19 protein-coding genes are annotated in these 20,870 nt (G+C 62.4%); 8 read left to right on the top strand and 11 right to left on the bottom strand.

Features of this window, described 5'->3' with window-relative positions; all coding sequences use genetic code 11:
• Positions 1–16: 16 nt before the first annotated feature.
• The 3 genes from cgtA to rplU form a co-directional block, all read right to left on the bottom strand.
• A complete protein-coding gene (cgtA, locus tag E8E78_RS15675) occupies positions 17–1,243 on the bottom strand; it encodes an Obg family GTPase CgtA (RefSeq protein WP_016501543.1) in 1,227 nt (408 codons plus the stop codon).
• 188 nt (positions 1,244–1,431) lie between these two features.
• Positions 1,432–1,689 carry a 50S ribosomal protein L27 gene (gene rpmA, locus E8E78_RS15670; RefSeq protein WP_003247464.1) on the bottom strand — a complete coding sequence of 86 codons (258 nt, stop codon included), beginning with the start codon at positions 1,687–1,689 and terminating at the stop codon, positions 1,432–1,434.
• A 38-nt stretch (positions 1,690–1,727) separates the two neighbouring features.
• A complete protein-coding gene (gene rplU / locus E8E78_RS15665; protein ID WP_003247466.1) occupies positions 1,728–2,042 on the bottom strand; it encodes a 50S ribosomal protein L21 in 315 nt (104 codons plus the stop codon).
• A 244-nt stretch (positions 2,043–2,286) separates the two neighbouring features.
• Between rplU and E8E78_RS15660 the strand changes: the two genes are divergently transcribed.
• The 3 genes from E8E78_RS15660 (at position 2,287) to E8E78_RS15650 (ending at position 4,093) form a co-directional block, all read left to right on the top strand.
• On the top strand, positions 2,287–3,255 hold the full coding sequence (locus E8E78_RS15660) for a polyprenyl synthetase family protein (RefSeq protein WP_016501544.1): 969 nt from the start codon (positions 2,287–2,289) through the stop codon (positions 3,253–3,255).
• A 166-nt stretch (positions 3,256–3,421) separates the two neighbouring features.
• Positions 3,422–3,763 (top strand): zinc ribbon domain-containing protein YjdM, encoded by a 342-nt coding sequence (locus tag E8E78_RS15655; protein ID WP_016484830.1) that lies wholly within the window; start codon positions 3,422–3,424, stop codon positions 3,761–3,763.
• Between the two features lie 84 nt (positions 3,764–3,847).
• Positions 3,848–4,093 (top strand): hypothetical protein, encoded by a 246-nt coding sequence (locus tag E8E78_RS15650; RefSeq protein ID WP_016484829.1) that lies wholly within the window; start codon positions 3,848–3,850, stop codon positions 4,091–4,093.
• A 136-nt stretch (positions 4,094–4,229) separates the two neighbouring features.
• Here E8E78_RS15650 and E8E78_RS15645 read toward each other — a convergent pair whose 3' ends face one another.
• From E8E78_RS15645 to E8E78_RS15625, 5 genes are all read right to left on the bottom strand, one after another.
• Positions 4,230–4,847 (bottom strand): FKBP-type peptidyl-prolyl cis-trans isomerase, encoded by a 618-nt coding sequence (locus E8E78_RS15645; protein ID WP_016484828.1) that lies wholly within the window; start codon positions 4,845–4,847, stop codon positions 4,230–4,232.
• Between the two features lie 85 nt (positions 4,848–4,932).
• Complete coding sequence (locus tag E8E78_RS15640) at positions 4,933–5,238, bottom strand: DUF6482 family protein (RefSeq protein WP_016501545.1); 306 nt, start codon at positions 5,236–5,238, stop codon at positions 4,933–4,935.
• Between the two features lie 128 nt (positions 5,239–5,366).
• Complete coding sequence (locus E8E78_RS15635) at positions 5,367–5,855, bottom strand: TIGR00645 family protein (RefSeq protein WP_016501546.1); 489 nt, start codon at positions 5,853–5,855, stop codon at positions 5,367–5,369.
• A 196-nt stretch (positions 5,856–6,051) separates the two neighbouring features.
• On the bottom strand, positions 6,052–6,390 hold the full coding sequence (locus tag E8E78_RS15630; protein ID WP_016484826.1) for a hypothetical protein: 339 nt from the start codon (positions 6,388–6,390) through the stop codon (positions 6,052–6,054).
• A 161-nt stretch (positions 6,391–6,551) separates the two neighbouring features.
• The gene (locus E8E78_RS15625) at positions 6,552–8,990 is read right to left on the bottom strand and encodes an ATP-binding protein (protein ID WP_016501547.1); all 2,439 of its coding nucleotides are present in this window, start codon (positions 8,988–8,990) and stop codon (positions 6,552–6,554) included.
• Positions 8,991–9,251: 261 nt separating this feature from the next.
• Between E8E78_RS15625 and E8E78_RS15620 the strand changes: the two genes are divergently transcribed.
• From E8E78_RS15620 to E8E78_RS15605, 4 genes are all read left to right on the top strand, one after another.
• Positions 9,252–9,740: a DUF3015 domain-containing protein gene (locus tag E8E78_RS15620; protein WP_016501548.1), complete on the top strand. Its 489-nt coding sequence runs from the start codon at positions 9,252–9,254 to the stop codon at positions 9,738–9,740.
• A gap of 71 nt (positions 9,741–9,811) precedes the next feature.
• Positions 9,812–11,665 (top strand): DUF4105 domain-containing protein, encoded by a 1,854-nt coding sequence (locus tag E8E78_RS15615; RefSeq protein WP_049278044.1) that lies wholly within the window; start codon positions 9,812–9,814, stop codon positions 11,663–11,665.
• 91 nt (positions 11,666–11,756) lie between these two features.
• Entirely contained in the window at positions 11,757–12,113 is a 357-nt protein-coding gene (locus tag E8E78_RS15610; protein ID WP_041167873.1) for a lipoprotein, read from the top strand.
• A gap of 68 nt (positions 12,114–12,181) precedes the next feature.
• Positions 12,182–12,679 (top strand): GreA/GreB family elongation factor, encoded by a 498-nt coding sequence (locus E8E78_RS15605; RefSeq protein ID WP_049278042.1) that lies wholly within the window; start codon positions 12,182–12,184, stop codon positions 12,677–12,679.
• 132 nt (positions 12,680–12,811) lie between these two features.
• Here the strand turns inward: E8E78_RS15605 and gdhA are convergent, their stop codons facing one another.
• The 3 genes from gdhA to E8E78_RS15590 all read right to left on the bottom strand — a co-directional run bounded on the left by gdhA (position 12,812) and on the right by E8E78_RS15590 (position 16,757).
• Positions 12,812–14,152, bottom strand: a complete 1,341-nt coding sequence (gene gdhA, locus E8E78_RS15600) for an NADP-specific glutamate dehydrogenase (RefSeq protein WP_280315151.1) — start codon at positions 14,150–14,152, stop codon at positions 12,812–12,814.
• Between the two features lie 221 nt (positions 14,153–14,373).
• Entirely contained in the window at positions 14,374–16,041 is a 1,668-nt protein-coding gene (gene ettA, locus E8E78_RS15595; protein WP_016501553.1) for an energy-dependent translational throttle protein EttA, read from the bottom strand.
• A 302-nt stretch (positions 16,042–16,343) separates the two neighbouring features.
• Complete coding sequence (locus E8E78_RS15590) at positions 16,344–16,757, bottom strand: hypothetical protein (protein WP_016501554.1); 414 nt, start codon at positions 16,755–16,757, stop codon at positions 16,344–16,346.
• Between the two features lie 248 nt (positions 16,758–17,005).
• On the opposite strand from E8E78_RS15590, the gene E8E78_RS15585 reads away from it, so the two are divergent.
• Positions 17,006–20,836: a bifunctional diguanylate cyclase/phosphodiesterase gene (locus E8E78_RS15585; RefSeq protein ID WP_059396021.1), complete on the top strand. Its 3,831-nt coding sequence runs from the start codon at positions 17,006–17,008 to the stop codon at positions 20,834–20,836.
• Positions 20,837–20,870: the final 34 nt, after the last annotated feature.

Here is a 20,870-nt window from a genome sequence, read left to right as displayed (position 1 = left end):
AGTGTACTGCAACCGGTCAGTCGCGCACGTAAATGATTTCCGGACCGTCTTCGTCGTCCTCGAAATCATCATCCCAAGCGTCATCGTCACCGATGTCGTGCACGCTCTTGACGCCAGTACGGCGCAGGGTACGCGCGTCGTCCAGGGCCTGAAGCTGGGCACGGGCTTCGTCCTCGATGCGCTGGTCGAGGTCGGCCAGCTCGGCGGCGTAGGCCGGGTCGTTGGCCAGGCGGTCGGCGCGGTCTTCGAGGTAGCGCATCAGGTCGTGGCTGAGCTTGTCGGTACCCTGCTTGGAGATCGCCGAGATCACGTAGACCGGGCCTTCCCACTCCAGGCGATCGATCACCTCCTGAACACGCTCATCGCGCTCGTCGTCCATGACCATGTCCGACTTGTTCAGTACCAGCCAACGCTCACGCTCGGCCAGCGACGGGCTGAAGCGGGTCAGCTCGTTGACGATCACTTCGGCAGCATCGGCCGGGCTGCTTTCGTCCAGCGGCGCAATGTCCACCAGGTGCAGCAGCACGCGGGTGCGCGCCAGGTGCTTGAGGAAGCGGATACCCAGGCCGGCACCGTCGGAAGCGCCTTCGATCAGGCCGGGGATGTCGGCGATGACGAAGCTCTTCCAGCGGTCGACGCTGACCACGCCCAGGTTTGGTACCAGGGTGGTGAACGGGTAGTCGGCCACTTTCGGCTTGGCGGCCGAGACCGAGCGGATGAAGGTACTCTTGCCGGCGTTCGGCAGGCCCAGCAGGCCAACGTCAGCCAACACCTTCATTTCCATCTTCAGGTCGCGCTGGTCACCCGGCTTGCCTGGCGTGGTCTGGCGCGGTGCACGGTTGGTGCTGGACTTGAAACGGGTGTTGCCCAGGCCGTGCCAGCCGCCTTGGGCGACCATCAGCTTCTGGCCAGGGGTGACCAGGTCACCGATCACTTCCTGGGTGGAAGCGTCAATCACAGTGGTACCGACCGGCACGCGCAGGAACAGGTCTTCACCCTTCTTGCCGGTGCAGTCGGTGCTGCCGCCATTGGAGCCGCGCTGGGCTTCGTGGTGACGGGTGTAGCGGTAGTCGACCAGGGTGTTCAGGTTTTCGTCGGCGACCATGTACACCGAGCCGCCGTCACCGCCGTCACCGCCGTTAGGGCCACCGTTCTCGATGAACTTCTCGCGACGGAAGCTCATGCAACCGTTGCCGCCGTCACCGGCCTTGACCCGAATCGATACTTCGTCAACAAACTTCATTAAAACCGCCTCTCGTCGGTAGACGAGTTGAATGAATCAAAAACATGAGGCTCTTGCAAAAATGAGCGCGGCGGCCCCGTACGACCGTAGAAACCAACGCCGGCAACCCAGACAAACAGCTTTGCAAGAGGCTCACCACAAACGAAAAAGCCCCGTCGCATGACGGGGCTTCTGGAGCGACGTCGCGATTAAGCGGCGACGATGCTCACGTAACGGCGCATGAACTCGCCTTTCTTCTCGAACTTGATCACGCCTTCGATCTTGGCGAACAAGGTGTGGTCCTTGCCCATGCCAACGCCGTAGCCAGCGTGGAATTCAGTGCCGCGCTGACGGACGATGATGTTGCCTGGCTTGATAACCTGGCCGCCATACATCTTCACGCCAAGGCGTTTAGATTCTGAGTCGCGACCGTTACGAGTACTACCACCAGCCTTCTTGTGAGCCATGGTTCAATTCTCCAAATAAATTCAGGGGATCTAGGGGATTAAGCCTGGATGCCGGTGATTTTGATCTCGGTGAACCACTGGCGGTGGCCCATACGCTTCATGTGGTGCTTACGACGACGGAACTTGATGATGCGAACCTTGTCGTGGCGGCCTTGCGAAACGACTTCGGCCACTACTTTAGCGCCAGCAACAACTGGAGCACCGATGGTGACTTCTTCACCGTTGGCGACCAGCAGAACGCGATCGAAAGTCACGGATTCGCCAGTGGCGACTTCCAGTTTTTCGATCTTGAGGAATTCACCTTCAGCGACTTTGTACTGCTTGCCGCCGGTAACGATTACTGCGTAAGACATGGTATTTCTCCGATAATCCTGCTCACCCAGCGCTTTATATGATGAGTATTGGCTGGCATGGCTGCACAAGGCTGGAACGGCCCGGCGCAATTGCGTAAGGCAGGTGCTGCCCAGGAAGTTAGGGTGCGCGATTGTACGCAACCCTGGTTTTGCTTGCAAGTGCCGCCCCCGGCCCGCTGGCACCGCGCCTTGACACACCGGTACCCGCGACCTAGCATGCCGCGCAACCTCACTGGAGCAGCCGATGCAACCCCAAACCTTCTACCGCGCGGTGGCTGATGATTTCAGCGCCGTCGACGAGATCATCAAGAAGCAGCTGACCTCGCGCGTGCCGCTGGTATCGAAGATCGGCGACTATATCACGTCGGCCGGTGGCAAGCGCCTGCGTCCCCTGCTGGTACTGCTGTGTGGCAAGGCCCTGGGCCGCGAAGGCGACGACCTGCGCCTGCTGGCTGCCACCATCGAATTCCTGCACACCGCCACCCTGCTGCACGACGACGTGGTCGACATGTCCGGCATGCGCCGTGGCCGCTCCACCGCCAACGCCCTGTGGGGCAACGCGCCGAGCGTGCTGGTGGGCGACTTCCTTTATTCGCGCTCGTTCGAAATGATGGTCGAACTGGGTTCGATGCCGGTCATGCAGATCCTGTCCAAGGCCACCCGTGTGATTGCCGAAGGTGAAGTGCTGCAGTTGTCGCGGGTACGCGATGCCAGCACCACCGAGGAAATCTACATGGAGGTGATCCGCGGCAAGACCGCGATGCTGTTCGAAGCCTCGACCCACAGCGCCGCCGCGCTGGCCGAAGCCACCGACGAGCAGCGCGAAGCCCTGCGCACCTTCGGTGACCACCTGGGCGTGGCCTTCCAGCTGGTCGACGACCTGCTGGACTACAAGGGCGACTCGCAAACCCTGGGCAAGAACGTCGGTGACGACCTGGCCGAGGGCAAGCCTACCCTGCCGCTGATCTACACCATGCGCGAAGGCACTGCCGAGCAGGCTGCGCTGGTACGCCAGGCGATCCAGAAGGGCGGCCTTGAGGATCTGGAACAGATCCGCGTGGCGGTCGAAGCGTCGGGCGCGCTGAAGTACACCGCAGAGCTGGCGCGCGACTATGTGAAGCGCGCCATTGCATGCCTCGAAGTGCTGCCTGCCAGTGAGTACCGGGATGCCCTGGTTGAGCTGAGCGAGTTTGCGGTCGCGCGTACGCACTGACAGAACGAGTCGCCTTCATTCGCGGGCAAGCCCGCTCCACAGGATTGCGTCGCCTGTAGGAGCGTGCTTGCCCGCGATGCGTTTTGTCCGGACATAATCACTTCTGGGAAAATACCTTTTACAATGTGGGTTTTTAACCGCCCGTCTGTTTGTTTGAGGAACCGAAGTGAGCACTTTGCCACCCTGCCCAAAATGCAATTCCGAGTACACCTATGAGGATGGCACTCAGCTGATCTGCCCTGAATGCGCCCACGAGTGGTCTGCCAGTGGCGACGCCGAAGCGGCCAGCGACGAGGCGGTGAAGAAGGACTCGGTCGGCAATATCCTGCAGGACGGCGACACCGTCACCGTGATCAAGGACCTCAAGGTCAAGGGTTCGTCCCTGGTGGTCAAGGTCGGCACCAAGGTCAAGAACATCCGCCTATGCGACGGCGACCACGATATCGACTGCAAGATCGACGGTATCGGCGCCATGAAACTGAAGTCCGAGTTCGTTCGCAAAGTCTGATTACAGAAAAAAAGGCCAATTGGCGCTTGCTATTCTGATAATAAGAATTATTCTCATTGGAACTGGTATCCAAGGAGAATAGCCATGACTTATCTGATTGACGCTTGGCTTGACCGCCCTCACCCCTACCTGCGCATTCTTCATCGCGAAACCGGCGAAGTGTGCGCGGTGCTTGAAGAAGAAGCGCTCGACGAACTGCGTGACCAGGGCGACCTGGACATGAGCGGGCTGAATTCGAGTGAACCGGGGGTGCTCAAGGAGCTGGTGCGCAACCTGTTTCTGTTCTGCTATGCGCGGGCATTGCGCCCGATGGGAACAGACTGGAACTGAGGGCCCTGGCGAGGGCTTCGCCCTCGATCGCGGCACAAGGCCGCTCCTACAGGGGACGCATCCCGCCGAGGGATCGCATATTCCTGTAGGAGCGGCCTTGTGCCGCGAATGGGCCGCAACGCGGCCCCAAGCGGTATTACAGAACGTCGAGCAGCTCGACGTCGAACACCAGCACGCTGTGCGGCGGGATGCTGCCAACGCCTTGGGCGCCGTAGGCCAGCTCGCTCGGCACGTACAGGCGCCATTTGCTGCCGGCATTCATCAGCTGCAGGGCTTCGGTCCAGCCAGCAATCACGCCACCAACCGGGAATTCAGCCGGCTGGCCACGCTCGTAGGAGCTGTCGAACACGGTGCCGTCGATCAGGGTGCCGTGGTAGTGCGTACGCACGTTGTCTTCGCGAGTCGGCTTGGCGCCTTCACCTGCGGTCAGTACTTCGAACTGCAGGCCCGAAGCCAGGGTGGTGATGCCATCACGCTTGGCGTTTTCAGCCAGGAATTCCTTGCCAGCGCCAGCAGCGGCTTCAGCCTTGGCAGCCGCTTCGGCTTGCATGATGTCGCGGATCACTTTGAAGCTGGCCGACAGGTCGGCTTCGCTGACGCGGCTGTCGGCGCCGTTGAAGGCGTCGGTCAGGCCGGCCAGGATGGCTTCCAGGCTAACACCTGGTGGCGGGTTGTCGCGCAGCTGGCCGCCCAGCTGACGGCCGATACCGTAGCTGACGCGCGTTTCGTCGGTAGACAGATTGAGTTCGGACATTGTCGTGCTCCACTGCAGGGCGCAGTGCAGCCGCGCCCTTGATGAAAAGGGCGAGCAGCCTAGCACACTGATGAGCTGCGAGCAGCTACCAGGCCGAACGCTGGGAAATCGGCACCTTGAGGTCTTCTTCGGGGTGCGAACCCATGCCGCACATTTCATCCTGCACCGACCAGTGCACCAGGTTCATCGAGACCATGGGGATGGTTTGCAGCAACTTGCGGGCATCCTCCACCGAGTGCACGCGCAAGCGCTCGCCACGGGTGTCAGACAACGGGTGGGCGCGGCCTTTGAGCCGGGCTTCAATGAGGTAATCGCCGCCTTCGATGGCGATCAGGTTCACTTCGTCGACATGGCCAGCCCTGGCCTCGAGATTGAGCTGATGCAGGTTCATGTAAGCACCTCGCGATGAGAACCACGCATGAGTGCTCATTTTTCGTACAGGCGAGGCTAAAGCACAAGCCAGAAACGACACCGCCCGTCCGTTTTGCAACAGACGGGCGGTGCAGGCAACAACCGGGCTCAGTGCTTGGTCAGCTTGTCCAGGTAGCCCATGCAGAACGCCGAAACCACAAAGGTCATGTGGATGATCACGTACCACATCAGGTAGTCGGTGGAGATGTTCTGGGCATCCATGAACACCCGCAGCAGGTGAATGGACGAAATCGCCACGATCGACGCAGCCACCTTCATCTTCAGCGACGAGGAGTCCATCTTGCCCAGCCAGTTGAGCTTTTCCTTGCTGTCGTCGATGTCCAGTTGCGAGACGAAGTTCTCGTAGCCGGAGATCATCACCATCACCAGCAGGCCACCCACCAGCGACATGTCGATCAGCGAGAGGATCACCAGGATCAGGTCAGCTTCGCTCAGGGCAAAGACGTTGGGCAGGACGTGGACCACTTCCTGGAAGAATTTCAGCGCCAGGGCCAGCAGGCCGAGGGACAGGCCGAAGTAGATGGGGGCGAGCAGCCAGCGCGAGGCATACATCGCGTTTTCGAGAATACGTTCCATGGAGGGTTTGGGACTCGTCAGGTGACTAAAAAAACGACAGCGAGTATAGCCAGCCACCTGTTACAGCAAAAGCCCGGTGAATGGGGGCTGCTTTGCAGCCCATTCGCAGCACAAGGCTGCTCCTACAAGCGACCGCGATCTCCTGTAGGAGCAGCCTTGTGCTGCGAATGGTCCGCAAAGCGGCCCCCGGCATCAATCAGGTCTCAGGATGAAACTGATAATCCCCCAGATTCCGGCACCGCTCGCCATTGATCCGCCGCAACTGGGCCTGCAGGTGCAAGCACCAGATCTGCGGGTCTTCGGATACCTGGTAGCCATGCAAGGTCAGGCTGTCGACGATGGCGTTGAGCACCGATTCGGCCACCAACGGCCCATGAAACGGCCCTTGAGCCTTTATCGCGGAAGGTTGCTCACCGGCCATGCCGGCGGCAAACAGCAGCGTCCACATGCCGTTATCCCCGGCCAGTGGGCGAATGCTGCATTCGATGCGGGTCACCAGGCCCAGGCACTGGCGTGTGAGGCTGAGGTTGCGCATGGCCGCGTCCCCTCCAATAAGCCTTGTTCAGCCTGAACACCAGGCTGTTTCCATCCTGAACGCTGATACCGTCCTTAAGTTCCAGCATAGGATAACAGCACCAAAAGATGGAAAACCGGCGCTGAACGGTAGCACATCGCCGCCAGCGCCGGTTTATTGACTCAGGCCGGTTTGGCTTGGGCAATCACCTCTTCCAGGCGTTCTTTTTCTGCCTTCTCGATGTCTTCCTCGCTGATCATTTCGGCGATTTCACGCAGGCGCTCCACCACCCGGGCGTTGACGCTGCCCTCGGTAAACAGGCCCTGGTCATCAAGCACCCCGGCCTCCTCGCCCACCAGCAGGCTCAGCGCCTCATCGGCCTGGCTGACGGCGTAAACGTGGAACATGCCGTTCTCCACAGCCTGCAGCACGCGCTCGTCGAGCATCAGGGTGGCCACGTTGGCACGCGGAATGATCACCCCCTGCTCGCCAGTCAGGCCACGCGCCTCGCACAGGCGGAAGAAGCCCTCGATCTTCTCGTTGACCCCACCCACGGCCTGCACTTCACCAAACTGGTTGATGGAACCGGTGATGGCGAAGCACTGCTTGAGCGGCGTGCGCGACAGGGCCGAGATCAGCGTGCAGGCTTCGCCCAGCGAGGCGCTGTCACCGTCTACATAGCCGTAGGACTGCTCCAGGGCGATGCTCGCGGAAATCGCCAGCGGGAACTCCTGCGCATAGCGGCTGCCCAGGTACCCGGTGAGGATCATCACACCCTTGGAGTGGATCGGCTGGCCAAGGTTGACCTCGCGCTCGATGTCGACAATGCCGCTACCGCCCGGGTACACGGTGGCAGAGATACGCGCCGGCATACCGAACGCCGAGTCGCCCACTTCCAGCACGGTCAGGCCGTTGCACTTGCCGATGGCCGCCCCTTCGGTATCGATCAGGATAATGCCGGCCAGCATGTCGTCCAGCACCCGCTGCGAAACACGCCCGGTGCGGGTGGCCTTGGCCTTGAGCGCACGTTCGATGTGCCCGGCGTCGGTCATTTCGTCACTGGCCAGCTGACGGATGAAATCGGCTTCGCTGACCAGCTGGAACAGATCGCCGATACGCGCCGACAGGCGTGACTGGTTCTCTGCCAGCCGGGCGCTGTAGGTGGCCAGGCGTGCTACCGCGTCACTGGTCAGCGGCGCCATGCCCTCTTCGTTGGTACGGGTACGCAACAGCTGGGCGAACTGCTCCAGGTTCTCGTCGACCATGGGCATGTCTTCGTCGAAGTCCACCAGCACGCGGAACATCTCCTGGAAGTCCGGGTCGTGGTCCTGCAGCGCGTAGTACAGCTGGCGTGAGCCGATGATCACCAGTTTCACGTTCAGCGGAATCATCTGCGGCTGAAGGCTGACGCTGGCCACACGGCCCAGTTCACCGATGGGTGACTCCATCTTCAGCTTGCGCGACTGCAGCGCACGCTTGAGCGCATCCCACACGAACGGCTCGCCGAGCATTTTCTCGGCTTCAAGAATCAGGAAGCCGCCGTTGGCACGGTGCAACGCGCCTGGGCGCAGCTGGCGGTACGAAGTGTACAGCGCGCCCTGGTCGGTGCTGTATTCGATGCGGCCGAACAGGTTGTCGTAAGTCGGGTGCGGCTCAAACACCACTGGCGCGCCACCGGCGGCATGGTGGCCGACCACCAGGCTTGGGGCGTACTGCTCTTCCAGCAGCTTGCGCGCGGCGGCGTCGGTCTTGCTGTCGTCGACCAGTTGCTCGACCACGGTGCGCAGCAGGTTGAGTTGCACTGACTGCAGGTAAGCGCACACCGCGGCGTTCTCGGCGTACTTTTCCGACAGCGGCGCCAGCAACGGCTGCAAGGCCAGGGTGATGGTTTCTTCGTTGAGCTGGCGCAGCTGGTTGTTCGACTCGCGCTTCCACTGCGGCAGGCTGGCCAGCTCTTCGTTCAGCTGTTCCTCGAGCAAGGCAATGTCTTCGTGGAACTGCTCGCGCACCGCTTCAGGCAACTGGGCGAACTCGGCTTCATCCAGCGCCTTGCCCTCTGCCATCGGCGTGAAGGCGACGTTACTGGCGTCGCGGTACAAGGCCACGTCCTTTTCCAGCGAGGCCCGCTCGATCACATCCAGGGCGCGGTCGTAGCGCTGGTTGAAGGCGCGGTCGATGGCGCCTTTCTTCTGTTGGTACGACGGGTGCTCGAACACTGCCGGGAAGGTGGCCAACAGGTTGTCGATCAACCCGCCCATGTCGGCGATGAACGCACCGGCGCTGCCCGACGGCAATTCCAGGGCGCGGGGCTCGCGGGTGTCATCGAAGTGGTTGACGTAGACCCAGTCGGCCGGGGTCTGCTGGCGCTTGCCCTCGGCCTTGAGGTAGCGCTTGACGAACGAGAAGCGCCCGGTGCCGGGCTCGCCCATCACGTATACGTTGTAACCGGGGCGGGGCATGGCCACGCCGAACTGCAGGGCCTCGACAGCACGTTCCTGGCCCAGGACTCCGCGAAACGGCTCCAGATCGTCGGTATGGGTAAAGGCAAACTGCTCGGGGGAGAAACGCCGGGTCAGGGCTTCAGGCGCGAGACGCAGGCGCGCAGCGACAGGATCGGGCATTGGGTTTCCTTACTTCGGCGGGGCAGATGAGCAGCATTCTGGCGCTGCCCCAGCGCGCCTTGCAAGGCTCTACGGGACTTTATATCGCGGCAGGTGGCAGCCAGTGCAGGTCATGTAACAGCAAATTTTTCGCAATCAACAACGCAACCTTTAGATCGTGCCTAAACTCCAAGCTGCGCGGGTGGGTGAAAAGCTTTCCCGACCTGGCAACCGAGTTGCCAGAAACCCTGACCCTTGGTTAAGACAAAGAGAACAAATGCTATGAAACGGATTCTTCTGGGTACTCTGTTCACCGTGGTCTCGCTCAACGCCATGGCCGAAGCGCCTGGCGGCCCGAACTGCGGCTGGGGCAACATGCTGTTCGAAGGCCAGCGCGGCACTCCGGCACACTTCCTGGCTTCTACCACCAACGGCACTTCCGGTAACGCCACCTTCGGCATGACCTCCGGCACCAACGGCTGCTCGACCAAGGCTTCGCTGACCTACGGCGGCAAGTCCTGGTTTGCCATGAACGGCATGATGAACGAGCTTTCCGAAGACATGGCCATGGGCCAGGGCGAAGCACTGACCACCTATGCCGTAGTGCTTGGCGTGGCCCCGGAAGACCGCGTCTACTTCAACTCGGTTACCCACCAGCACTTCAACCAGATCTTCAGCAGCGCCGATGTCACTGCCGAAACTGTCCACACCAACACCCTGGCCGTTCTGAAGAGCGACCCACGCCTGGCCAAATACGCTACCGAGGCCTAAGCACTGCTGTTCCCGCCCCCACGGGGGCGGGTTTCGCCTTTTTCGGCATCGTGAAGAAGTAGTTGCCCGATATGCTCAAACGCCTCGCTTCCCTGGCGCTGTGTGCCTGCGCCCCTGTTCATGCCGCGCCCGTGCTGGATCAAGGCCGTCTCCAGCAACTGGCCAATACCCCTTACTGGCTCGCCATTGGTCACTACGAAACCGCCAAGCTCGGCGGCTGGCGTAGCTATGTGGACGATGATGCCTTCTTCCTCGCCGAGGACGGTGCGCACCACCCCGACCAAGAGCTGCAAGCCACGGTCGAAGCGCTGTATGCCCCGGCCAGCCTGGGCGACAAGCACGCCCAATGCGTATTCCCCGCCCGCACCCGCTGGCTGCGCGAACAGCTTGACCTGCAAGGCTTGCCGCAACCGGACTGCCAGGAGTTCAAGACCTGGTACAAGTCGATCGACCCGCACAGCGCCGCGCTTATCTTTCCGGCGGCCTACCTGAACAGCCCGTCTTCGATGTTCGGCCACACCCTGCTGCGCATCGACCAGTCCAACACCCGCAGCGACGACACCACGCTGCTGAGCTACGCGATCAACTTCGGGGCCTACATCGAAGGCAGCGACAACAGCATCCTGTACGCCTGGAAGGGCCTGATGGGCGGCTACCCAGGGCTGTTCGCGCTGATGCCCTACCAGGAAAAACTGTCCGAATACCGCAGCCTGGAAAACCGCGACCTGTGGGAATACCAGCTGGACCTCACCCCCGAAGAAACCGGGCGCATGGTCGAGCATGTGTGGGAGTTGAAGCAGATCCAGTTCGACTATTTCTTCTTCGACGAAAACTGCTCGTATCGCCTGCTGGAGCTGCTGCAAGTGGCCCGGCCGAGCCTGGACCTGACCTCGCAGTTCCCGCTGACCGCCATCCCGACCGATACGGTGAAGGCCGTGAAACAGTCCGGCCTGGTCGCCAGCGAGGTCTACCGCCCTTCCCGCGAACGTGAACTGCTGGCCAGGGCAGAGCCACTGGACCACGACGAAAAGCGTCAGGTGCTGGCCGTGAGTGCCAACACTGCACAGTTGCAGAGCCCTGAGTTCAAGGCCCTGCCCCGCGAACGCCAGGCGTTGGTACAAGACGCCGCCTATCGCCTTGAGCGTTACCGGGCCAATGGCCAGGAACGCGACCCTGGGCAGGCGAAACGCAGCTTCGAGCTACTGCGGGCGATCAACAGCAACCCGCCGCCGCCCTTGCAGATCGAGCGCCCCGGCCTGCCTGAAGACGGCCATGACTCACGCACCTGGCAACTGGGCGTGGGCACCCGTGAAGACCGCGCCTACGCCGAGTACGGCCTGCGCATGGCCTACCACGACCTGAACGACAATGCCTACGGCTTCCCGCTGGGGGCGCAAATCGAGATTCTGCAGCTGAAGGTGCGCCAGTACGAGGGTAATGACTGGCAGGTGCAGCGCCTGGACCTGGCCACCATTCGCTCGCTGACACCCCGCAACGAGCTGCTCAAACCCTGGTCGTGGCAGGTGGCCGGCGGCCTGGAGCGGGTGCCGGGCAAGCATGATGACGAGGTGCTGGTAAGCCACGTGAACGGCGGCGCCGGTGGCACCTGGCAACTGGCCGACGGGTTGCTGGGTTTTGCCCTCGGTACGGTGCGGGTCGAGCATCACAACGACTTCGCCCAGTTCATCGCCCCGGCGGCAGGGTTCAATGGCGGCCTGCTGTGGCGCAACGGCTTGGGCAACATGACGCTGGAGGCAAAGGGTGATTACTTCACCAACGGCGAAGTGCGGCGCAGTGTGAGCCTGAACCAGCAGTGGGAGATCAGCCAGAACCTTGGGCTGCGGTTGAGTGCCTCGCGCGAGTTCAGCCACCTGGCTACCGCACAGAACGAGGTAATGCTCGAATTGAAGTGGTACCACTACTGAGTGATCCAATCGACTCTTTGACACCGTTTTGACAGCTCCTCGACAAATGGCCACCTAGACTTCCCAATATAAACGGGAGGGTCTGGTGGTCATGTCGCGGTACTGGTTCGGCGTGTGCATTGCGTTGTTGCTGTCAGGTTGCGAAACCACCCACGAGCAGATGCTCAACCATGGTTATCCCCCTGCCTATGCCGATGGCTTTGAGGATGGCTGCAGCAGCGGCCGGCAGGCGGCCGGGCTGATGGTGGGCGGCTTCAGCAAGAACGTGCCGCGCTACCTGCACGAGCGCCAGTACGAAACCGGCTGGGACGACGGCTTCCGCCAGTGCCACGCCATGCAGAACAGTGAAGAACAGCGCGAGTACCACGAACGCTTCTGGGACCAGCGCGACCGCGATTGGGAACAGGAAAAGGACCGTGGCGCGGCCAAGGCTTATCGCCACAACTGAGTCGCAAACGGACATTCCTTGAAACCGGCGGCCTGCCATGATGGTCTCCTGCACATAGGAGGCCCAGCATGAGCCGAGCATTCGTCAATGAAGACCAGGCTGCCGCCCAGGCCGACCAGCCGGTCGAGCGTCGTGTCAGCGAACAACCCAACTACCTCACCGCCAACGGCCTGCGCCAGCTCCAGGCCCGCGTGGCCGAGCTGAATGCCTTGCGCAGCGAACTGCAGGCGCAGGGCGAACGTGGCGACACGCAGCGGCTGGCCGATACCGAGCGGGACCTGCGTTACTTCAGTGCGCGAGTGCAGAGTGCCCAGGTGGTGCCGGCAGCCACCTCACACAGCAAGGTGCAGATTGGTAGCCGGGTGCGGTTTGTCGATGCGCAGGACCAGGAGCAGGTGGTGCAGCTGGTGGGCGAGGATGAAGCGGATGCCGGGCGGGGGTTGATCAACTGGGGTTCGCCACTGGGGCGGGCGTTGCTGGGCGCGGGGCCTGGGGATGAAGTGGTTTGGCGGCGGCCGGTGGGGGATCAGGTGATTGAAGTGGTCGGGATCGAGGGTGAGCCCTGAGGAGGCCGCCGTGCGGCCCATCGCCGGCAAGCCAGCTCCCACAGGGTCATCACAGCCCTCGAGCCCTGTGATGACCCTGTGGGAGCTGGCTTGCCGGCGATGGGCTGCAAAGCAGCCCCAAAAAACTTCAGGTCAGACTACGCCTTGGGCCAGCATCGCATCAGCCACTTTCACAAAGCCTGCGATGTTCGCACCTTTGACGTAGTTGATACGGCCATCCGCCTCTTCACCGTAGTGCACGCAAGCATGGTGAATCGACTGCATGATGTTGTGCAGCTTGCTGTCCACTTCACCGGCAGTCCACAGCAGGCGCATGGCGTTCTGCGACATTTCCAGGCCCGACACAGCCACGCCGCCGGCGTTGGAGGCTTTGCCCGGGGCATACAGGATGCCGGCGTCCAGGAAGATATCCACAGCTTCGAGGGTGGTCGGCATGTTGGCGCCTTCGGCCACGCAGATGCAGCCGTTGCGCAGCAGCGTGCGGGCGTCTTCGGCGCCCAGCTCGTTCTGCGTGGCGCACGGCAGGGCGATGTCGCACGGCAGGCTCCACGGGGTCTGGTCCTTGCGGAACTCCAGGCCGTACTGCCCGGCCAGTTCGCTCAGGCGGCCACGCTTGACGTTCTTCAGCTCCATCAAGGCGTCCCATTGGGCATCGGTCAGGCCGGCTTCGACGTACAGGGTGCCTTCGGAGTCGGACAGCGAGATCACTTTGCCGCCCAGGTCCATCACTTTACGCGCCGCATACTGGGCCACGTTGCCCGAGCCGGAAACCGCCACGCGGCGCCCGTCGATACGCTTGTCCTGGCGTTTGAGCATTTCTTCGGCGAAGTACACGCAGCCGAAGCCGGTAGCTTCCGGGCGGATCAGGCTGCCGCCGTAGGTCATGCCTTTACCGGTCAGCACCGACGTGAACTGGTTGGCCAGGCGCTTGTACTGGCCAAACATGAAGCCGATTTCGCGGGCGCCCACGCCGATGTCACCGGCCGGTACGTCGCAGTCAGCGCCAATGTGACGGTACAGCTCGCTCATGAAGGCCTGACAGAAGCGCATCACTTCGGCGTCGCTCTTGCCTTTAGGGTCGAAGTCCGAGCCGCCCTTGCCGCCGCCCATGGGCAGCGAGGTCAGGGAATTCTTGAACACCTGCTCGAAAGCCAGGAACTTCAGCACGCTGAGGTTTACCGACGGGTGGAAGCGCAGGCCGCCCTTGTACGGGCCGATGGCGCTGCTCATCTGGATGCGGTAGCCGCGGTTGACCTGCACCTTGCCTTGGTCATCGACCCAGGAAACGCGGAACAGCACCGCGCGCTCAGGCTCGACCATACGCTCGAGGATGCCCGATTGCAGGTAGTGGGGGTTGGCTTCAAGGAACGGCCACAGGGTGCGCAGCACCTCTTCCACCGCCTGGTGGAATTCCGGTTGGCCGGGGTCACGCTGTTGCAGGCGTGCAAGGAAATGGTCGACAGATTCGATCATGGTAGACATCTCACCAAGAGGATTGGACTTATTGGTTTTTTTTCGAATGTACCAAGAAGCAATCGCACTGGAATAGGGCGAAATGTCGTTTTTTTGAAATTATTTGGTGCGTTTTATATAAGTGTATACAAACCACGCGCTTGATCAGCCGCTTTCCCGCTTGAGCCAGGCACAAAAATGGGGCCACCAAGGGCCCCATTCTTGTGCATCAGAAAACCGGCTTACTGGGCCAGTTTCTTGTGCCGTACACGGTGCGGCTGGGCAGCAGCATCGCCCAGGCGCTTCTTGCGGTCGGCTTCATACTCGGTGTAGTTGCCTTCGAAGAACACCACGTTCGAGTCGTCTTCGTACGCCAGGATGTGGGTAGCCACACGGTCCAGGAACCAACGGTCGTGGGAAATCACGATCGCGGCGCCCGGGAAGTCCAGCAGGGCTTCTTCCAGCGAACGCAGGGTTTCGACGTCGAGGTCGTTGGACGGTTCGTCGAGCAGCAGGACGTTACCGCCCTCCTTCAGGGTCAGGGCCAGGTGCAGGCGGCCACGCTCACCACCGGACAGGTCCTTGACGAACTTCTGCTGGTCGCCACCTTTGAAGTTGAAGCGGCCAACGTAGGTACGCGACGGGATCTCGTAGTTGCCGATGCGGATCTGGTCGGAACCGTCGGAAATCTGCTGGAACACGGTCTTGGCGCCGTCCAGGTCTTCGCGGCTCTGGTCCACGCAGGCCAGTTGCACGGTTTCACCGATCTCGATGCTGCCCGAGTCCGGCTGTTCCTTGCCCATCAGCATGCGGAACAGGGTCGACTTACCGGCACCGTTACCACCGATCACGCCGACGATGGCGCCTTTTGGCATGGCGAACGACAGGTTGTCGATCAGCACGCGGTCGCCGTAGCCTTTGGAGACGTTCTTGAACTCGATGACCTTGTCGCCCAGGCGCGGACCAGCCGGGATGTAGATCTCGTTGGTTTCGCTGCGTTTCTGGAATTCCTGCGACTGCATTTCTTCGAAGCGCTGCAGACGGGCCTTGGATTTGGACTGACGAGCCTTGGCGCCTTTGCGCACCCACTCCAGTTCCTCTTTCATGGCCTTCTCGTGGGCGCTCTGCTGCTTGGATTCCTGCGCCAGACGGTCCGACTTGGCTTCCAGCCAGCCCGAGTAGTTGCCTTCGTACGGGATACCGGCGCCGCGGTCCAGCTCCAGGATCCAGCCAGCGACGTTGTCGAGGAAGTAACGGTCGTGGGTAATGGCTACCACGGTGCCAGGGAAGTCATGCAGGAAGCGCTCAAGCCACGCCACCGAATCGGCATCCAGGTGGTTGGTCGGTTCGTCGAGCAGCAGCATGTCGGGGGCCGACAGCAGCAGGCGGCACAGGGCCACACGGCGCTTTTCACCACCGGACAGGTGCTCGATTTTTGCGTCCCAGGCCGGCAGGCGCAGGGCGTCGGCGGCGACGTCCAGCTGACGCTCCAGGTTGTGGCCATCGGCGGCCTGCAGGATGGCTTCCAGCTTGGCCTGCTCGGCGGCCAGCTTGTCGAAGTCGGCATCCGGGTCGGCGTAGGCGGCGTAGACCTCATCCAGGCGTGCCTGGGCGTCCTTGATCACGCTGACCGCTTCCTCGACCACTTCACGCACGGTCTTGGTCGGGTCCAGTTGCGGTTCCTGTGGCAGGTAACCCACGTTGATGTCGGGCATCGGACGGGCTTCGCCGTCGAATTCCTTGTCGACGCCCGCCATGATCCGCAGCAGGGTCGATTTACCGGCACCGTTCAGGCCGAGCACGCCAATCTTGGCGCCCGGGAAGAACGACAGGGAAATGTTCTTGAGAATTTCCCGCTTCGGCGGCACGACCTTGCTCAGCCGATGCATGGTGTAGACGTATTGAGCCAAAACCAAGCCCTCTAATTCAGATAGGTAAAGACATCGACGATCGCCCAGGCAGCATGGCCAGGGGGATGCGTGTTCGGGTGTCATTGGACAAAGACGACCATTCTACGCCAACGCGCGGCGTTGCATAGGAGGGGCCGAGAGTGGGGTGGGATCGGTGTTGTCCCTGGGGGGAATTTGTTGCCTTTGCCGGCCTCTTCGCGGCTAAAGCCGCTCCCACAGGTACTGCATTGCCCTTGAAGGCGGTGATATCCCTGTGGGAGCGGCTTTAGCCGCGAAGAGGCCGGCACAGCAGCCGAGATGGCTCAGACGTGGCGCTGTTTGGCCTTGCCCCGCGGCAACCGGCAACGGTCGCCCTGCCCGGCCAGGCGCGCGGCCCAGGCGGACTTCACGCTGAAGCCGCCGCTGCGGGCAGGTTGCTGCTCGGCCACGTTGGCCACATTGGCCGGCTTGGCAGCCGCAGGCGCAGTACTGACCACCTTGGCAGCAGGCTTGACTGCCGCCTCTGCCGGCGTTGGCGCTGCTGCCGCCTTGGCGGTCTTGCGCAGTTCAGCCAGCGAGGGCGCTTTGCTCTTGGCGCTGGCGACAGCGTCAGGTTTGACCAGCGAGCGCTGGCAAGACTTGCAGGATACGTCCTCGGTCACGGCAGTGCTGACAAGGGTCTGACTGCTGCGCCCACAGGCGGAATCGAGGCCATTGGAGGAAAAGTGAGTAACCAAAACCGAACATCTCCGATGCGTTGTCATGTATAGCGGGCGCTATTCTCGCACAGGTTGCAGGGGCTTGCCGAACCACCGGGCCGGCACCATCGGTCAACATGGCTGGCACTTTGCCATAATCCTAGGCATGCTAGCCGGTTTCAGGTGTCCGGCCTTATAGTGCGCCACCGTTGTGCGTCAACCAGACACCGGCACACACCGTGCATGATCCTTCCCTGCCATCGCCAGCCCAATCGCAGGATCAACGCTTGACCAACCTTAATCATCCGTCGACATTGCGTACCGCGCCACAGGCGCCCGCCGCCACCCTGCGCGGGTCGGTCAAGGGTGCGTTGGCGATGCTTGCCTTGATACTGCTGGGCCTGTTGCTGTGGCAGCTTTTCGCCCAGTTCAACCACACCCAGGCCGACCTGCGCAAACAAAGCCTGGACGCCACTGCGGAACTCGCCGACCACCTGGGCCTGAACATGGCGTTCAAGGCGCAGCAGGCGGTAAATGTGGTACAGCCTTACGTCAATGCGCCGACGCCCGCCGCCCTGCCGAGCCTGGTGGATACCTTGCGCGAGCGCCTGCCCGCCTTGCAGAGCGTGGCCTGGCTGGACAGCGCCGGGCAACTGCGCGCCGACAGCCTGGCCGGCAGCCCGGACCGCCAGTTGCTTGACGAGTTGCTGAAGCTGAACCAGGGCCGCCCCTACTTCTTCACCAATTCAGCCGACAACCGCACCCTCTACCTGCTGCTGCGCCAGTCCACCGAACAGGACCGTGGCTACTGGCTGCTGCGCCTGTCGCCGGACTACTACAGCACCCTCACCGTCCACCTTGATGGCGCCGGCCACCCCCTATGGCTGCTGGAAAACAGCCGCAGCGGCGAGGTACTGCAACGCCACGCGCCGGCCGACACCGGCAGCGAGCCGCTACAGAGCGTGATGCTGGCCTTTATCGACAACAGCACCTGGCAACTGCGCGGCCTGTTTGACGCTCAGCTGACCCAGCAGAAACTGCTGCCTGCACTGATCGGCAAATGCCTGCTGGTGCTGTTCTGCGCCCTGCTGCCAGTGCTGGCCCTGATCAACATGCGCCGCCGCCAGCGCGCGCTGCAGGAAGACCGCCGGCGCTACCAGGAAATTTTCGAAGGCACCGGCGTGGCCTTGTGTGTGCTCGACCTGTCCAGCCTTCCCGGCCAGCTCGACCGCTACCACCTGCGCAACCGCGCTGCGCTCAAACATAGCCTGGCCCTGGACCCGAACCTGCGCCGCTCGCTGCTGCTGGAGCTGAAAATCACCGAGGTCAACCAGGTTGCCCGCCAGCTGCTGAACATCAACTGCCACGAAGGTGCCTGGCAGCGCCTGATCGACGGCACGGGTGATGGCCGCGACAGCATCGGCATGCAACTGATCGACGCGCTGATCGAACACCGCCCGCTGCTGGAGCTGGAAGTACGCCTGCCGGCGCCGCTGGGCGGTGAGCTGCACCTGTGGCTGATGGCACGGCTGCCGCAGCAGCGCGGCGACTACCAGGCGGTGATCCTCAGCATCAGCGACATCACCAGCCGCAAGCAGGTGGAGCTGTCGTTGCTGGAGCGCGAAAGCTTCTGGTCGGACGTGGTGCGCACCGTCCCCGACCAGTTGTACGTGCAGGACGTGCTCAGCCAGCGGATGATCTTCAGCAACCGCCACCTTGGCCAGACCCTGGGTTACGACCGCACCGAGCTTGCGCAAATGGGCGACCGCTTCTGGGAGCTGCTGCTGCACCCCGAAGACGCCGCGCACTTCCAGGCCCTGCGCCAGCAACAGCGCGACAACGGCCATGACCAGCCGCTGCACTGCCAGTTGCGCTTCCGCCACCGTGATGGCGGCTGGCGCTGCTATGACATCCGCGAGCAGGTGCTGACCCGTGACGCCGAAGGCCTGGTAACGCGCATCATCGGCGTGGCCAAGGACGTGACGGTGCAGATAGAGGCCAGCCAGTCGCTGCGCGACAGCGAACAGCGCTACCGCATGCTCGCCGAAAGCATCAGCGACGTGATCTTCTCCACCGACAGCCTGCTCAAGCTCAACTATGTCAGCCCTTCGGTGCAGAGCGTGCTGGGCTACCAGGCGGACTGGATCTTCGCCAACGGCTGGCAGTCGATCATCGCCAACCCGGCCCAGCTCACCGGCATCTACAGCCTGATGGAGCGCGTGAGCAAGGCCATGGGCGACCCGGTTCAGCTGGCCCAACTGCGCAGCCAGCTGCCGACCCAGCTGTTCCTGTTCGACTGCCTGCGTGCCGATGGCCGCAAGATCCCGATCGAGCTGCGCCTGGTGCTGGTGTGGGACGATGACCAGCGCTTCGAAGGCGTACTCGGGGTGGGCCGCGACATCAGCCAGCAACGTCGAGCCGAAAAAGACCTGCGCATGGCCGCGACCGTATTCGAACACTCCACTTCGGCGATCCTCATCACCGACCCGGCCGGCTATATCGTCCAGGCCAACGAGGCGTTCAGCCGCGTCAGCGGTTACGCCGTCAGTGAAGTGCTCGACCAATTGCCGGGCATGCTCACTGTCGATGAACAGCAGGAAGGCCACCTGCGCTATGTGGTCAAGCAACTGCACCAGCGCGGCAGCTGGGAAGGTGAGGTGTGGCTCAAGCGCCGTGACGGCGACCATTACCCGGCCTGGGTCGGCATCACCGCGGTACTGGACGACGAAGGCGACCTGGCCAGCTACGTGTGCTTCTTCACCGACATCAGCGAACGCAAGGCCAGCGAACAGCGCATCCACCGCCTGGCCTACTATGACGCCCTTACCCACCTGCCCAACCGCACACTGTTCCAGGACCGTTTGTACAACGCCCTGCAGCAGGCCGAGCGGCAGAAGGCCTGGGTGGTGCTGATGTTCCTCGACCTCGACCGCTTCAAACCGATCAACGACTCCCTCGGCCATGCGGCCGGCGACCGCATGCTCAAGGACATGGCCCTGCGCCTGCTGGCCTGCGTGGATGACGACGACACGGTGGCACGCATGGGCGGCGACGAGTTCACCCTGCTGCTGCAGCCGCGCCCCACCCGCGAAATGGCCCTGAACCGCGCCATCCACGTGGCCGAGAACATCCTCGGCAGCCTGGTGCGGCCGTTCGTGCTGGAAAATCGCGAGTTCTTCGTCACCGCCAGCATCGGCATCGCCCTCAGCCCGCAGGATGGCAGTGAGCTGAGCCAGCTGATGAAGAACGCCGACACCGCCATGTACCACGCCAAGGAGCGCGGCAAGAACAACTTCCAGTTCTACCAGGCCGAGATGAACGCCAGCGCCCTGGAGCGCCTTGAACTGGAAAGCGACCTGCGCCACGCCATGGAGCAGAACGAATTCATCCTCTACTACCAGCCGCAGTTCAGCGGCGACGGCAAGCGCCTGACCGGGGCCGAGGCGCTGCTGCGCTGGCGCCACCCGACCCGTGGCCTGGTGCCGCCGGGCGACTTCATCCCGGTGATCGAGGAGCTGGGCCTGGTGGTGGACGTAGGCGACTGGGTGTTGCGCGAAGCCAGCCGCCAACTCAAGGCCTGGCACAAGGCCAAGGTGCGGGTGCCGAAGGTGTCGGTGAACATTTCGGCCCGGCAGTTCTCCGACGGCCAGCTGGGCACGCGGATTGCCAACATTCTTGAAGAAAGCGGCCTGCCGCCGGCCTGCCTGGAGCTGGAGCTGACCGAAAGTATCCTGATGCGCGAAGTGAACGAGGCGCTGCAGATTCTGGCCAGCCTGAAAAACCTCGGCCTGAGCATTGCGGTTGATGACTTCGGCACCGGCTACTCATCGCTCAACTACCTCAAGCAGTTCCCCATCGACGTACTGAAGATCGACCGCACCTTCGTCGACGGCCTGCCCGAAGGCGAGCAGGACGCGCAGATTGCCCGGGCGATCATCGCCATGGCCCACAGCCTCAACCTGGCGGTAATTGCTGAGGGCGTGGAAACCCACGAACAGCTGGAGTTTCTGCGCGAGCATGGCTGCGACGAAGTGCAGGGCTACCTGTTCGGGCGGCCGATGCCAGCACACCAGTTCGAGGCGCAGTTCGCCAACGAAACCCTGTTCATGTTCCATTGATGCGGTACCTGCACTGGCCTCATCGCCGGCAAGC

This window comes from Pseudomonas sp. BN505, from assembly GCF_029873175.1.
Lineage (GTDB): Bacteria > Pseudomonadota > Gammaproteobacteria > Pseudomonadales > Pseudomonadaceae > Aquipseudomonas > Aquipseudomonas putida.
This window is presented reverse-complemented; position numbering and strand designations above follow the sequence as displayed.

Bases quoted from the DNA above. Each gene is read 5' to 3' on its own strand.
- cgtA (WP_016501543.1), bottom strand. From the start codon at position 1,243: ATGAAGTTTGTTGACGAAGTATCGATTCGGGTCAAGGCCGGTGACGGC.
- rpmA (WP_003247464.1), bottom strand. From the start codon at position 1,689: ATGGCTCACAAGAAGGCTGGTGGTAGTACTCGTAACGGTCGCGACTCA.
- rplU (WP_003247466.1), bottom strand. From the start codon at position 2,042: ATGTCTTACGCAGTAATCGTTACCGGCGGCAAGCAGTACAAAGTCGCT.
- E8E78_RS15660 (WP_016501544.1), top strand. From the start codon at position 2,287: ATGCAACCCCAAACCTTCTACCGCGCGGTGGCTGATGATTTCAGCGCC.
- E8E78_RS15650 (WP_016484829.1), top strand. From the start codon at position 3,848: ATGACTTATCTGATTGACGCTTGGCTTGACCGCCCTCACCCCTACCTG.
- E8E78_RS15645 (WP_016484828.1), bottom strand. From the start codon at position 4,847: ATGTCCGAACTCAATCTGTCTACCGACGAAACGCGCGTCAGCTACGGT.
- E8E78_RS15640 (WP_016501545.1), bottom strand. From the start codon at position 5,238: ATGAACCTGCATCAGCTCAATCTCGAGGCCAGGGCTGGCCATGTCGAC.
- E8E78_RS15635 (WP_016501546.1), bottom strand. From the start codon at position 5,855: ATGGAACGTATTCTCGAAAACGCGATGTATGCCTCGCGCTGGCTGCTC.
- E8E78_RS15630 (WP_016484826.1), bottom strand. From the start codon at position 6,390: ATGCGCAACCTCAGCCTCACACGCCAGTGCCTGGGCCTGGTGACCCGC.
- E8E78_RS15625 (WP_016501547.1), bottom strand. From the start codon at position 8,990: ATGCCCGATCCTGTCGCTGCGCGCCTGCGTCTCGCGCCTGAAGCCCTG.
- E8E78_RS15620 (WP_016501548.1), top strand. From the start codon at position 9,252: ATGAAACGGATTCTTCTGGGTACTCTGTTCACCGTGGTCTCGCTCAAC.
- E8E78_RS15615 (WP_049278044.1), top strand. From the start codon at position 9,812: ATGCTCAAACGCCTCGCTTCCCTGGCGCTGTGTGCCTGCGCCCCTGTT.
- E8E78_RS15610 (WP_041167873.1), top strand. From the start codon at position 11,757: ATGTCGCGGTACTGGTTCGGCGTGTGCATTGCGTTGTTGCTGTCAGGT.
- E8E78_RS15605 (WP_049278042.1), top strand. From the start codon at position 12,182: ATGAGCCGAGCATTCGTCAATGAAGACCAGGCTGCCGCCCAGGCCGAC.
- gdhA (WP_280315151.1), bottom strand. From the start codon at position 14,152: ATGATCGAATCTGTCGACCATTTCCTTGCACGCCTGCAACAGCGTGAC.